Here is a 12893-nt window from a genome sequence, read left to right as displayed (position 1 = left end):
CGACCTGCATCATGCCGGCATGCATGTGGTAAAGCAGGTGGCAGTGGAACGCCCAGTCGCCGACATGGTCTGCCGAGACATCGAAGGAGAGCTTCTCGCCCGGTTTCACGATCACCGTGTGCTTGCGGGGCTTATGGTCGCCGCCGCCATTGACGAGTTCGAAGAACATGCCGTGCAGATGGATCGGGTGCGGCATCATCGTATTGTTGATCAGCGTCACCCGCAGGCGCTCGCCTTCATGGAAGATGATGGGCTCCGTCACTTCGGAGAACTTCACCCCGTCGAAACTCCACATGTAGCGTTCCATGTTGGAGGTGAGGTGGATCTCCATCTCGCGGCCCGGCGGGCGCAGGTCCGGATTGCGGGTCAGGCTGCGCAGCTGGGAATAACGCATTACGCGGTGGCCCACGTCTTCAAGGCCGATGCCCGGCTCGTCGAGACGGCTCATCGGCATCATGGCGACATTTGCGACACCGGGGCCGCGTTTGATGGTTTTCTTCTCCACCGGCCAGCCGGCATCCTCAGCCATGCCGTGTGCGGAATGATCCATGGCCATATCGCCCATCTCATGGCCACTCATGTCGTGGCCTTCATGACCGGACATTTCCATTCCGCTCATGTCATGGCCCATTGTGGCGTGGTCCATTTCCGAATGGTCCATCTCGCTCATGTCCATGCTGCCATGATCCATGCCCATGTCCTTCATGGTCAGCGTCGGCACGGCCCGCAGGGCAGGGGCCTCGGCGCGCATGCCGGGTTGCGGACCGAAGGTCGCGACCGCCTGTCCGGACCGGTCGATGCTCTCCGCGACAAAGGCATAGGCATGCTCGTCCTTCGGCTCGATGATGACATCATAGGTTTCGGCGACGCCCATCTGGAACTCGTCGACCTCCAGCGGCTGCACGTTCAGGCCGTCGGCGGCGACAATGGTCATCGGCAGGCCCGGCAGGCGCACATTAAAGATCGTCATCGCCGAGGCATTGATGATGCGCAAGCGCACGCGCTCGCCCTTTTTGAACACGCCGTTCCAGTTGTCGGCGGTCGAATGGCCGTTGATCAGATAGTGATAGGTCGCGCCGGTCACATCGGCGATATCTCGCGGCGACATCCGCATCTGGCCCCACATGGCGCGCTCGTTCCAGGCGGCGCCGAGGCCGCGCGCCTGCGCGTCCTTCAGGAAGTCGCCCACGGTGCGCTGCTGGTAATTGTAGGCATCGCTCATCTTCTTCAGCTTTGCGAAGATCCGGTACGGGCTCTCGAAGCTCCAGTCGGAGAGGACCAGCACATATTCCCGGTCATAGGCGACCGGGTCGTGATGATGCGGATCGATGATGATCGGCCCGTAGTGCCCTTCCTGCTCCTGCAGGCCGGAATGGGAATGGTACCAATAGGTGCCCGATTGCGGCACGGCATATTTGTACGTGAACGTCTCGCCCGGCCGGATACCGGGGAAGGTGACGCCCGGCACGCCGTCCATCTGGAACGGCACGAGAAGGCCATGCCAGTGAATGCTGGTGTCCACGTCCAGCGTGTTGGTCACATTGAGTGTGATTTCGTCGCCTTCGCGGAAACGGATCAGCGGCGCGGGCAGCGTGCCGTTGACGCCGACGGCTTCGCCGGCACGTCCGTCGATCCGCACGGGGAAGCGCCCGACGGAAAGATTGAACTCCGTGGCGGTCTCCCTGGGGAGGCCGGTATTGCCGTCACTGGCGCTGCGGGCCCAGGCCGGCAACAAGGCGGCGGGCAGCATGGACGAAAGCCCCATCAGGGCGCTGCCCTGCAGGAAATGACGTCGATTGAACATGGGAATGATCCTTCTGAATTGAGGGGGAAACGGCATTGGCGGCGGGCGCGCAAAGGCGCGGCCCACCGGGCCGGTCTCAATTCAGGAGGCGGGTTTTCAACTGGAGCGGCGTCAGCCGAGGCGGGCCGGACGCTTCGTAGAGCGTGTATTTCGGCGGCCGCATGGGGGGCGCCGAGACCCTGAATGCCTCGGACGGCAGGAAGACCGCCGGGGCCGTGCTGACAGGCAGCAGGGGAGTGGCCATCGCCTGCGGGGCCTTGGCGATCAGGTCATAGTCAGCATTGCAATGCGGGCAGGCCGATTTGTCATGATGCGGTGTCTGGGTTTCATCGCAGGCATGCCCGGCTGGCATGCTGTGCGCCATTTCCATTGCGGCCGGTGCCTGTTCCTGCGGCGCATCACAGGCGCAAAGCGCCTGCTGGGCAGCGAAGAACAGGGCCAGGCCTGCCAGGAAGAAGGATCTCAGAATGACCATGCTCACTGCCTGCGGGGCTCCCGGCTGGCCGGGAGCGCGTTCCGGACCAGATAAGCACCCTCCGGGACGTTTTCAAAATAACTTTGCTGTGGAGGCGTTGCCGGGCGGGTAGGACATCGATGCGCGCCGAGTCTGAAAATCGACCCGATTTCTGCCCCGTTTTCGCCGCCTGCGAATGCGAATAGGCTTGCATCATGCCTGAGACACTGCCCGGCAATTTCGTTCCGTCTCCCGCCCGCGGGCGGGTGCTCGTCTTCGATTCCGGGGTCGGGGGCCTGACGGTTGCGGAGGAGATCCGCGCGCTCGGCCCGGCGCTTGGCGTGCACTATGCTGCCGATTCCGGTTTCTTTCCCTATGGCGACAAGTCAGACGAAGCCCTGCGAGAGCGCCTGCCGAAAGTGGCCAAGGCGCTGTGCGACCGGGTGAAGCCGGACGTGTTCGTCATCGCCTGCAATACCGCCTCGACGCTCGCGCTGCAGGACGTGCGCGCGGTGCTCGACATCCCGGTTGTCGGCACCGTGCCGGCAATCAAGCCGGCTGCCCAGCTCACCCGCACCGGCACGGTCGGCCTGCTGGCAACGCCGGGCACGATCCGCCGGGCTTACACATCCGAACTGATCGAGACGTTCGCCGGCCACCTGCATGTCATCATGCATGGCAGTATCGAACTTGTCCGCCTGGCCGAAGCGCATGCGCGCGGCGAGGACATTCACATCGACCGGTTTGCCGAAGTGCAGGCGCCTTTGTTCGAGGTGCCGGGCGGGGAGAAGATCGATACGATCGTGCTCGCCTGCACCCATTTCCCGCTTGTGCGCGGCCAGCTGATCGCCAGCGCGCCCCAGCCTGTCAGCTATGTCGACTCAGGCGCAGCCATCGCCCGCCAGACAATCCGTGTGCTGCCGGCAGATACGAAGGCGCGTGGCATCGGCGGCCACGCCTTCCTGACGAGTTCGCCCGAAGACGAGGCGGATCTCGCGCTCGTCCTCAGGCGATACGGTTTTCCGGAACTTCAGCGCGTTGCCATCGACCCGATGGACACGACTTCGGCGCCGATCGACCCGTAGAGCGTCGGCCACGGGGCGTCCTGCACTTCCACCACTTCGGTTTCGCCGAAGCCGTTGAAGCGGCTGGACATGGCACGGCCATAGGCGCCGAGATTGCCGAATTCGATATAGTCGCCCTCGGCCAGGCCCGCCGGCAGCATGATCTCTTCCGGGAACTTGTCGGTCGAATCGCAGGTCGGGCCGTACACGGTGTAAGCCGTCATGCCATGCAGCTTGCGGCCGTCGCCAGCAATGGCGCGCTTCGGGAAGTTCCAGCGCTCGTGCACCGCATCGTAGAGGGCGCCATAGGAGCCGTCATTGATGTAGAGCGCGCCATCTTTCGCCAATTCGATACGGCACAGCAGGCTTTCCGACTCGGCGCAGAGCGCACGGCCCGGCTCGCACCACAGTTCAGCGTTTTCGAGAACGAACATGTTCTCGAACGAGGCTTCGACCATGGCGGCATAAGCGTCCAGCGAAGGCGGGGCGTTGTCTGCATAGATCGACGGGAAGCCGCCGCCGACATCGACGATGTCGACCGTGACACCTGCGGTGATGATGATGCGGGAGACGTCGGCCATGGCGGTTGCCCATGCCGTCGGCTGCATCGCCTGGCTGCCCACGTGGAACGACACGCCCAGCTCGTCTGCATAACGGCGGGCTTCGCGCAGGATCTCTGCAGCGTCGTCTGCACCGGCGCCGAACTTGCCGGCCAGCGGCAGGGCCGCGCCGTCGCAAGACACAGCAACACGGACGATGATCGTCAGGTCCGTCGCGTAGCCGGTTTCCTCGAGGATCTTGTTCAGCTCCGTCATCGTGTCGGTGACGAAGATGCGCACGCCGAATTCCTTGTAGGCACGGGCGATGGCACGGCGATTCTTCACCGGGTGCAGGAACGCAATGCGGGCTTCCGGGAACCGGGTACGGATCAGTTCGACTTCCGTGTCGGAGGCGCAGTCGAAGCTGCGCACGCCGCCGGCCCAGAGCGCGTCCAGAACATGCTCGGCCGGGTTTGCCTTCACGGCGTAGAACGGCTCGGCCGAGAACGAGTCATGGAACCATTTAGCGGCCGCAGTGACGCGCTCCGGACGGAAACACCATACGGGCAGGTCCGGCTGGGACGCACGAACAACATGAATGGGAGTAGCATAGGAGTGCATGACACCTAACCTCCAAAGGGCTTTTAACCAGCTTTGGGCGTTAGTACGGGGGCCCCCACCGAGTGGGTTAGCGCAGAGTGTCCGCCACATCTCTTTATTTCGAAGGGGCATGTAATGGACTACATCCGGGCGTGCAAGTGAATTTTTGGGCCGGGACTGAAATTTTTCACGAAACCTTCTTCATCCCGGCCTGTAGCAGTTACTGAAGAAGTCCTACCTTGTTTGGCGCCGGCCCGGATTCCGGATAGAGGCAGGCGCAACTGGGAAAGAGTCAGGCATGACACGCGCACTCTCTTCAGGCCTTGCGCCAATCCTTGCAGCCGCGGCCTTGTTGTTGGCGGCGGCGTGCGGACGCACGGACCTGTCAAAGCTGGAAGTGGGCGACCGGATCGTCACGCCATCCATCACCGGCGTGGATGCCGAAAAGATCAAGATTGTCGGATCGTCCACCGTCTCGCCCTTCGCCACGGCGGTTGCCGAACAGTTTGGCGCCGTCACCAAATGGCCGACACCGGTGGTGGAGACGACCGGGACGGGCGGCGGCTTCAAGGCCTTTTGTCTCGGCACGGGGCCGTCGCAGCCTTCGATCTCGGACGCGTCCCGCCCGATCAAGGAAGGGGAGCGGGCGCTTTGCGCTGCCAATGGCGTCAACAATCCCGCCGAAATCCGCGTCGGTTACGACGGTATCGTCATCGCCAATTCCAAGGCCGGGCCTGATTTCGACATCACCAAGGCCGAGCTCTACCGCGCGCTCGCCATGGAGCTGCCGGACGGTGAAGGCGGTTTCGTGCCCAATCCGTACAAGTCGTGGAACGAGGTGAGCCCGTCTCTCCCGGATGAGCCGATCCTCGTCTTTGGTCCGCCGCCGACCTCCGGTACGCGCGACGCTTTCGTCGAGCTCGGCATGGAGCATGGTGCGCTGGAGGATCCGCAGATGGCCGCACTGCGCGAGCAGGACGAGACGGCCTTCCTGCAACGTGCCCGGACGATCCGCACCGATGGCGCCTGGATCGACTTCGGCGAAAATGATGCCGCAGTCGTGCAGGCGCTGACCAAGACGCCGGCGGCCATCGGCATTCTTGGCTTTTCCTTCCTTGAGCAGAATTCAGACCGTGTGAAAGCCGGGCTCCTGTCCGGTGTTTCGCCGGACTTCGTGCATATCAAGGACGGGGAGTACGGCCTCTCCCGCATGCTCTACATCTATGTGAAGCGCGAGAATCTGGGTGTTGTGCCGGGGATCGCCGAGTTCGTGCAGGAATTCATATCCGATGGCGCCATGGGGCCGGATGGTTACTTGCTCGAAAAGGGCCTGATTCCGTTGACCGAAGAAGACCGTGCGGTCGAACAGGCGCGCGCTGCAGAGCTGAAAGACGCGCCCGCAGACTAGGGCGCCTTCGCCTAGGGCTTGTCGTCCGGCTCCTCGGAGGTTTCCGGTGCTTCCTTCGGTTTCGGGCTGAGGTCCAGCAGGGGCGGGATCACCAATTCCAGCGGTTTCTTGCGACGCCGTAGGCGGATCTTCTGCCAGAAACGTTTCCGCGCCGGTGCGGGCAGGGGCTGCAGGTTTTCGATGAACGCTTCTGCGCAGGCCCGCCAGCTATAGCCTTCGGCATATTTGCGGCACGTCTCGCGGTTGAGATCGAGGCAGGCGATCGCGCCTGCGGCGAGGTCTCCGTCGACCGGCGTGATGGTGCCGGCATTCGAGCCCGGGATCACATCGCGCGGGCCGGTCGCATCATAGGCGGCTACCGGCGTGCCGGACGACATGGCCTCCAGGACGACCAGGCCAAACGTGTCCGTCAGGCTGGGGAACACGAACACGTCCGCGCTGGCATAGACGGTGGCGAGGTCCTCATTGAACCGCGCCCCGAGGAATTTGACGTCCGGATAGCGCTTCTTGAGTTCCTCGCGCTGCGGGCCGTCGCCGACGATGACCTTGGTGCCGGGCAGGTCCAGCTCGGCAAAGGCTTCGATATTCTTCTCCACCGCCACGCGGCCGACATTCAGGAAGATCGGGCGCATCAGGCCCTCGAACGGATCGCCTGGCTGGCCTTCCTCGATCCGGCGGGACGGGTTGAAAAGGTCCGTATCCACCCCGCGGCCCCAGGCGACGAGATTGATGAAGTTCTTGACCCGCAGCTCCTCCACCATGGAGGGCGTCGGCACCATCACCTTGCCGGAATACTTGTGGAACCAGCGGACGAAATTGTAGCCCCAGGAGATCGGGATCGGCAGGCGGGCGCTCACATATTCCGGGAAACGGGTGTGATAGGCGGTCGAAAAGGGGTGCTTGATCTTCAGGCACATGGCCCGGCCTGCCATGCCCAGCGTGCCCTCGGTCGCGATATGGATGGCGTCCGGCTCGAATTCGTTGAACCGTTCCTCGATTTCACCCCGGGCGAACAGGGCAAGCTTGATTTCGGGATAGGTCGGCAGCGGCATGGTCATGAACCCCTGACCAGGATGCACGATCTCCCATTCATGGCCCAGCGCCTCTGATTCGGCGATAACGCGCTTCATGGTGCGCACGACGCCGTTGACCTGAGGGTCCCAGGCGTCTGTCACGAGCATGATCCGCATGTGGACTCCCATCAATGCCACGCAGCCGAGCGCAACATGGCGGGCTTGGGCGGTATGGTAAAGGCCTGAAACGCTGTCCACTCCCCTCGCAACCGGCCGTCGAAGTCGATATAGATTTTCCCTGAATTCGGTGGAACCCGTACAAGTCCTGCCCCGTTAGTACGTTTTTGTGCCAAAACCATTGCCAGAAGGGAACTCTATTTATGTCCGACACCCTTGCCGCCACTCGGTTCGTCTGGGACGCGCTCGATTCCAACAAATTTGTGGATGAGGAGGCGTTGCTGGAGGATCTGCTGAAGGAGACACCCGTCAGCGACGATCTGCGACAGGCGGCCATGCGGCGGGCGCTCGACCTCGTCGAGACGGCGCGGGCGACCGGGCGCCGCAAGGGTATGATGGAGAGTTTCCTGGAGGAGTTCGGCCTGTCGAACGCCGAGGGCCTCGCCCTGATGTGCCTTGCCGAGGCGCTGTTGCGCGTGCCGGACGCCGAAACCCGCGATGACCTGATCGCCGAGAAAATCCGCTCGGGAAACTGGGGCTCGCATCAGGGCCAATCGGAATCCTGGCTGGTCAATGCGTCCACCTGGGGCCTGATGCTGACGGGCCGTGTGATCGGTGTGCCTGCGGCGGCCAAGAAAGGCCCCGGCCATTTTGTCTCCAGTCTCGTGCGCGAAAGCGGCGAGCCGGTGATCCGCGCTGCCATGATGCAGGCCATGCGGATCATGGGCGAGCAGTTCGTCCTTGGCCGGAACGTGAAGGACGCGCTAAAGCGCGGCACCCGGATGGTCCGCCAGGGCGATGCGGCGAATTTCAGTTTCGACATGCTGGGGGAGGGCGCCCGCACTGCCGCCGATGCCGAACGCTATCTGAAAGCCTATCAGGGCGCCATCGAACAGGTTGCCGCCAGCAAGGACAAGTCCGTTGCGCCGGAAGCGTCCAATGGTGTGTCGGTCAAGCTCTCCGCGCTGCACCCGCGCTATGAGGCGGTCAATGAGGCCCGCGTGATGGAGGAGATCTATCCCGGCCTGCTGGGGCTCTGCAAACAGGCGGCGGATGCGAACATCAATCTTTGTCTTGATGCGGAGGAAGCCGACCGGCTGGTCATCTCGCTCAAGCTGATGGAGGCTCTTGCGCGCGAACCGTCCCTGAAAGGCTGGAACGGTCTCGGCATTGCCGTGCAAGCCTATCAGAAACGCGCCCGCGGCGTGATCGAGAAGCTGAAGCAGCTGGCTGGCGACACCCGCCGGCGTTTCATGGTGCGTCTTGTGAAAGGTGCTTACTGGGATAGTGAGATCAAGCACGCCCAGGTCGAAGGTTTCCCGAACTTCCCGGTCTTCACGACCAAACAGGGCACGGACTTCCACTATCTTGCCTGCGCCAAACAATTGCTGGAGGCGAGCCCGGTCCTCTATCCGCAATTCGCGACCCACAATGCCCACACGCTGGCGACGGTGGACCTGATGGCAGACTCCATGGGCGTGACCGCATTCGAATTCCAGCGCCTGCACGGCATGGGCGAGGCGCTCTACGCCGCGGCCAAGGCTGGTAGCAAGGTGCGGGTCTATGCGCCTGTCGGTGCGCACAAGGATCTGCTGCCCTATCTCGTCCGCCGCCTGCTGGAGAATGGCGCGAACACGAGTTTCGTACATTCCTTCCTCGATCCGGACGTGCCGGCCGAACAGGTCGTTGCCGATCCGATCACCAAGGTCGAAGCTGGTCCGCGTCGCCATCCGCGCATTCCCACGCCGCCGCGCCTTTACGGGCCGGAGCGGCGCAATTCCTCCGGCATGGACCTGTCGCAGCAGAATGTACGCGACGACATCGCCGGAGCGATCCGCATCTTCCGCGACAGCCCGGCCATCGCTGCGGGCGCCATCGTCTCCGGCAAACCGGACACGGGCGGGGGCGAGCTGTGCCGCGTGCCGTTCCACACGGAAACCGTGCTCGGGGCCTGCAAGGAAGCCAGCGAAGAGGCGATGGACCGCGCGCTCGATGCAGCCGTCAAGTTCCAGCCGGAATGGGACAAGCTCGGCGGGCCGCAGCGGGTAAGCCACCTTCGCGCCATGGCCGAAGCGCTGGAAAGCAACATGCCGCGCCTCATCGCCCTGATGGCACGCGAGACCGGCAAGACGCTCAATGACGGCATCGCCGAAGTACGCGAAGCGGTCGACTTCCTGCGGTATTATGCGATGGGCGCCGAGAAGGATTTCGCCGCGCCGGTGCGCCTGCCAGGACCGACGGGTGAGACGAATCATCTGTCCCTGCACGGACGGGGTGTGTTCTGCTGCATCAGCCCATGGAACTTCCCGCTGGCCATCTTCACCGGCCAACTCGCCGCGGCGCTTGCCGCCGGTAACACGGTCGTGGCGAAGCCAGCCGAACAATCGCCGCTGATTGCCTTCGAAGCCGTGAGGCTGTTCCACAAGGCGGGCCTGCCGGTCGATGCCTTGCATCTCTTGCCCGGCAAGGGCGAGACGGTCGGTGCGAAGCTGACCTCCGACCTTCGTGTCTCCGGCGTCTGTTTTACCGGCGGTACGAACACAGCTCGCCTGATCAATCGCACGCTGGCAGAGCGCAATGGGCCGATCATTCCGCTGATCGCGGAGACGGGTGGCCTCAACGGCCTGTTCGTGGATACGACCGCCCTGCGCGAACAGGTGCTCGACGACATGATCATCTCCGCCTTCGGGTCAGCGGGCCAGCGCTGTTCCGCGCTGCGGGTCGCCTTCCTGCCGAATGAAACGGCAGACCACCTGATCGAGAGCCTGATCGGGGCGATGAACGAGCTGAAGCTGGGTGACCCGGCCCAGCCCGACACGGATATCGGTCCCGTCATCGATGCAGAATCCCGCGACATGTTGCAGGCCCACCTCGACGATATGAAGTCGCGGGCGAAAGTCCTGCATCAGGTCGATGCCGGCGTCATTGGTACGGAAGGCTATGGCTTCGGTCCGGCTCTGGTCGAGCTTTCCTCGCTCGATCAGATCACGGAAGAGAAGTTCGGCCCCATCCTGCATGTGATCCGCTACGATCCGGACGACATCGATGAGGTCGGCGCCAAACTCCACGCCAAGGGCTATGGCCTGACGCTGGGCGTGCATTCGCGTCTCGACAGCTTCTACAAGGAAGTCCGCGAGGCCTGTCCGGTGGGCAACACCTATGTGAACCGGTCGATGATCGGCGCCGTTGTGGGCGTCCAGCCCTTCGGCGGGGAAGGCCTTTCCGGGACCGGCCCCAAAGCGGGCGGGCCGCATTATCTTCATCGCTTCGCCGCAGAAAGGGCGCTGACCGTGAATATCACGGCACAAGGTGGTGACGCCGAACTGCTCAGCCTGTAGAGAATAGCGATGAAACGAGCCCTGCTTCTGTCCGCCGCCCTGATGCTGGCGATTGTTCCGGCTGCCTGCGGACAGGCAGGCGAGACGGCGGAGACGCCGGACACAGTGGTGCAGGTGGCCGGGGCCGACGGTGCGGCGACGGATCCGCAGGACATGTCCACAGCGGACATGCCGCGTTTCCTTCTTGTGGACACTGAGACTCTGAAGGCCGATGTCCGGTTCGAGGAAGCGATCTTCTCCCTGGCGCCCGCCATCGCGGCAGACCTCATCGAAGATGCGAATGGCCGGATCGAGGCCATGCAGGAAGATGCAGACACCTACAAGGACGCCGACCCGGAATATTTCCGGCCCTATGGCCTGAAGATCGACTGGCGTCTCACCGGTGCGGCGGGAACACTCGCCGGGCTGGAAGGGTTTATCTTCACCTTCACCGGCGGGGCGCATGGCAACTACATGACCGATGCGCGCATCTATGACACGCAAACCGGCGAGCGGATGCGGGCAGGGGATCTGTTTGCAAACCGCGCCGCTGCCGCCAGCGCATTTGCCCCCATTGTGTTCGAAGGCATTGCCGAAGCGAAGGTCCAGCGCAGCGGGTCACCTGACAGCCGGGACACTTTCCTCGGCGAAGCGAAAGACGCGCTCGGTGACCTCGATGTCCTCTCAGGAGAGATCAGCCTGATCGCCTCCACTGAAACGGACAAGCTCGGTGGCATCGTCCTGCATTTTGCCCCCTATGAAATCGGTTCGTATGCGGAAGGGGCCTATCATGTCACCCTGCCGCAGGCCGGTTTCCATGACCTGTTGAAGCCGGAATATGCGGACTTGTTTGCCGGAGACCCGGCAGACATCCAGCGCTTCGGCGATTGACCTCTAGTCTCTGCAGGCGCGGAAGGCGAAGCCCTGTCCTTCCGAGCCGTCGATCAGCGAAATTTCCGCCGTCATCCGGTCCCCGTCGCGAGCATAGCGGATGCGCTGGGGATAATCGTGACTGGCGTCTGCAAAGACGATGAATTTTTCGCCCCGCTCGATTTCGGTGAAGCGGAAGGGGCCCTCGCCGCCCGGATAGGCGTTGAATGTGAAGGCCTTGCCGGGGTGGATGCGGGACTGTTCGAAGAAGGTGACGGCTTCGCCTTTCAGGGACATCGCATAGCCGAACAGGTAGCCATGATCCGGCGCCGACCAGACTTCGCGATAGTCTCCGTCGGCATTCTCCCAGCAGCCGCTGATCCAGCCCAAAGGGTGGTCGCTTGTCGCCGCCGGCGCCGTCACGCAGCCTCCCAGAAGGAGGCAGGCAGCCAGCGCGCGCTTCATCGCATGCCTTGAAGTGCAAATGGGTGAGTCACGATTTCCCCTTGTCCCGATGCCGGAGATTAGGGGGCCCGCCACAGGATAGGCAATAGAGGACTCATGCCCGGCTTTGAGCGGCGCAAATCCGGGCCGTCTTCATGGTGAGTACATGGTGTATTCATTGGATTGTTCATTGCCTGAAGGCGGCCTTATCCAACTCCCCTCAGTCGCCGCTTACCTTGAAGTGCGCCAGCAGGCTGGTGACCGGTTTGGACCGCTCGTCCTGCCAGGCCTCGGCTCGCACCGAGCACATGCGCCGGCCCATCTTGGTGATGGTGGCGCGGGCAAACGTGTCCTTGGCGTGGCCCTGGCGGAGATAATCGATCGTAATGTTGATCGGCCGCGGCGGGCGCTCCAGATGCTCAGTCACGAGGTAGACCTGCGCCATGGCGGTCAGTTCCAGGAAGGCGGCAATGGCGCCTCCATGCAGAGCCTGGATTGTGAAATTGCCGATCAGTTTCTGCTGGAACGGCATGATGGCGGTCATCTCGTCGCCCATGACTTCGCAGCGCATGCCGATTTCCTGCGCGAAGGGCGTGCGGCCGAGGAAGGCCTGAACCTGTTCGCCGCGGGTGGGGAGAAGATCGTCAGACATTAGAACTCCCTCAGCGACTCGACCGAGCGGGGCTTGTTGATGGCAAAGGCGCCTGCAGCGGTGGCGATCACCTTGTCCCGGCTCTCATGATAGGCCCAGGCATGGGTGAAGCAGACATTGCGGGTGATGTGATAGCACTCGGCCTCGCCAAGGATTTCCCGGTGCGGCTCTGCCGGGCGCATATAGTCGATGCGCAGGTCCAGAGTGGAGACGAAGCGGGCTTTTTCGAGCGAGGAACTTGCGGCCATGCCGGACAGGTTGTCGAGGAAAGACGTCAGCACGCCGCCATGGATCACGCCGGTGTCCGGGTCGCCAACAAGGCGCTCCTTCCAGGGCTGCACGCCCCAGACGCGGCCCTTTTCCAGCTTCGTCACGCGGAAGCTCATCCGGCGTCCCCACGGGATGCCACCGGTCATGATGTCCAGGTTTTCTCCCATAACCTGCCACGGTTCGGCAGTTGGCGTGGCGTCATCTTCCATATGGGCCCTCATTCATTTGACCTGCATTTCGCCTCGGATAACATCCGCAAGGGCGAGAACATACATATGACC

Annotated in this window: 11 protein-coding genes; 4 read left to right on the top strand and 7 right to left on the bottom strand. The window is 63.0% G+C overall.

Annotation, left to right across the window (positions count from 1 at the left end; translation table 11 throughout):
- The coding region (locus HY26_RS01010; RefSeq protein WP_112072746.1) for a copper resistance system multicopper oxidase at positions 1–1804 on the bottom strand (1804 nt) is incomplete at its 3' end.
- A gap of 76 nt (positions 1805–1880) precedes the next feature.
- Positions 1881–2279 (bottom strand): hypothetical protein, encoded by a 399-nt coding sequence (locus tag HY26_RS01005; protein WP_034769353.1) that lies wholly within the window; start codon positions 2277–2279, stop codon positions 1881–1883.
- Between the two features lie 194 nt (positions 2280–2473).
- On the opposite strand from HY26_RS01005, the gene murI reads away from it, so the two are divergent.
- Positions 2474–3343, top strand: coding sequence for a glutamate racemase (gene murI / locus HY26_RS01000; protein WP_051600306.1), 870 nt, complete (start codon positions 2474–2476; stop codon positions 3341–3343).
- On the opposite strand, the gene HY26_RS00995 is transcribed toward murI, so the two are convergent.
- Complete coding sequence (locus tag HY26_RS00995) at positions 3289–4482, bottom strand: type III PLP-dependent enzyme (protein WP_034769348.1); 1194 nt, start codon at positions 4480–4482, stop codon at positions 3289–3291. The two genes, murI and HY26_RS00995, sit on opposite strands and share 55 nt — an antisense overlap.
- 277 nt (positions 4483–4759) lie before the next feature.
- Here HY26_RS00995 and HY26_RS00990 point away from each other — a divergent pair, with 277 nt between their 5' ends.
- Positions 4760–5869: a substrate-binding domain-containing protein gene (locus HY26_RS00990; protein WP_034769347.1), complete on the top strand. Its 1110-nt coding sequence runs from the start codon at positions 4760–4762 to the stop codon at positions 5867–5869.
- Positions 5870–5880: 11 nt separating this feature from the next.
- On the opposite strand, the gene HY26_RS00985 is transcribed toward HY26_RS00990, so the two are convergent.
- A complete protein-coding gene (locus HY26_RS00985) occupies positions 5881–7059 on the bottom strand; it encodes a glycosyltransferase family 1 protein (RefSeq protein WP_083180797.1) in 1179 nt (392 codons plus the stop codon).
- A gap of 203 nt (positions 7060–7262) precedes the next feature.
- Here HY26_RS00985 and putA point away from each other — a divergent pair, with 203 nt between their 5' ends.
- Both putA and HY26_RS00975 read left to right on the top strand, forming a co-directional pair.
- A complete protein-coding gene (gene putA / locus HY26_RS00980) occupies positions 7263–10397 on the top strand; it encodes a bifunctional proline dehydrogenase/L-glutamate gamma-semialdehyde dehydrogenase PutA (RefSeq protein ID WP_065383300.1) in 3135 nt (1044 codons plus the stop codon).
- A gap of 9 nt (positions 10398–10406) precedes the next feature.
- The gene (locus HY26_RS00975) at positions 10407–11267 is read left to right on the top strand and encodes a DUF3298 and DUF4163 domain-containing protein (RefSeq protein WP_034769345.1); all 861 of its coding nucleotides are present in this window, start codon (positions 10407–10409) and stop codon (positions 11265–11267) included.
- Positions 11268–11270: 3 nt separating this feature from the next.
- Here the strand turns inward: HY26_RS00975 and HY26_RS00970 are convergent, their stop codons facing one another.
- From HY26_RS00970 to HY26_RS00960, 3 genes are all read right to left on the bottom strand, one after another.
- Positions 11271–11711, bottom strand: a complete 441-nt coding sequence (locus HY26_RS00970; RefSeq protein WP_034769344.1) for a DUF6265 family protein — start codon at positions 11709–11711, stop codon at positions 11271–11273.
- A gap of 199 nt (positions 11712–11910) precedes the next feature.
- Positions 11911–12342, bottom strand: coding sequence for a PaaI family thioesterase (locus tag HY26_RS00965; RefSeq protein WP_034769343.1), 432 nt, complete (start codon positions 12340–12342; stop codon positions 11911–11913).
- The gene (locus tag HY26_RS00960; protein WP_051600305.1) at positions 12342–12821 is read right to left on the bottom strand and encodes a PaaI family thioesterase; all 480 of its coding nucleotides are present in this window, start codon (positions 12819–12821) and stop codon (positions 12342–12344) included. Before HY26_RS00960 ends, HY26_RS00965 begins: the two co-directional genes overlap by 1 nt.
- Positions 12822–12893 lie beyond the last annotated feature (72 nt).

Source organism: Hyphomonas sp. GM-8P, assembly GCF_003263315.1.
Lineage (GTDB): Bacteria > Pseudomonadota > Alphaproteobacteria > Caulobacterales > Hyphomonadaceae > Hyphomonas.
The sequence above is the reverse complement of the archived record's forward strand: the minus strand, read 5'-3'. Positions and strand labels throughout refer to the sequence as shown.

Coding starts and splice junctions, on each gene's coding strand:
- HY26_RS00990 (WP_034769347.1), top strand. CDS start 4,760: ATGACACGCGCACTCTCTTCAGGCCTTGCGCCAATCCTTGCAGCCGCG.
- HY26_RS00985 (WP_083180797.1), bottom strand. CDS start 7,059: ATGCGGATCATGCTCGTGACAGACGCCTGGGACCCTCAGGTCAACGGC.
- HY26_RS00995 (WP_034769348.1), bottom strand. CDS start 4,482: ATGCACTCCTATGCTACTCCCATTCATGTTGTTCGTGCGTCCCAGCCG.
- HY26_RS00960 (WP_051600305.1), bottom strand. CDS start 12,821: ATGGAAGATGACGCCACGCCAACTGCCGAACCGTGGCAGGTTATGGGA.
- HY26_RS01005 (WP_034769353.1), bottom strand. CDS start 2,279: ATGGTCATTCTGAGATCCTTCTTCCTGGCAGGCCTGGCCCTGTTCTTC.
- murI (WP_051600306.1), top strand. CDS start 2,474: ATGCCTGAGACACTGCCCGGCAATTTCGTTCCGTCTCCCGCCCGCGGG.
- HY26_RS00975 (WP_034769345.1), top strand. CDS start 10,407: ATGAAACGAGCCCTGCTTCTGTCCGCCGCCCTGATGCTGGCGATTGTT.
- HY26_RS00965 (WP_034769343.1), bottom strand. CDS start 12,342: ATGTCTGACGATCTTCTCCCCACCCGCGGCGAACAGGTTCAGGCCTTC.
- HY26_RS00970 (WP_034769344.1), bottom strand. CDS start 11,711: ATGAAGCGCGCGCTGGCTGCCTGCCTCCTTCTGGGAGGCTGCGTGACG.
- putA (WP_065383300.1), top strand. CDS start 7,263: ATGTCCGACACCCTTGCCGCCACTCGGTTCGTCTGGGACGCGCTCGAT.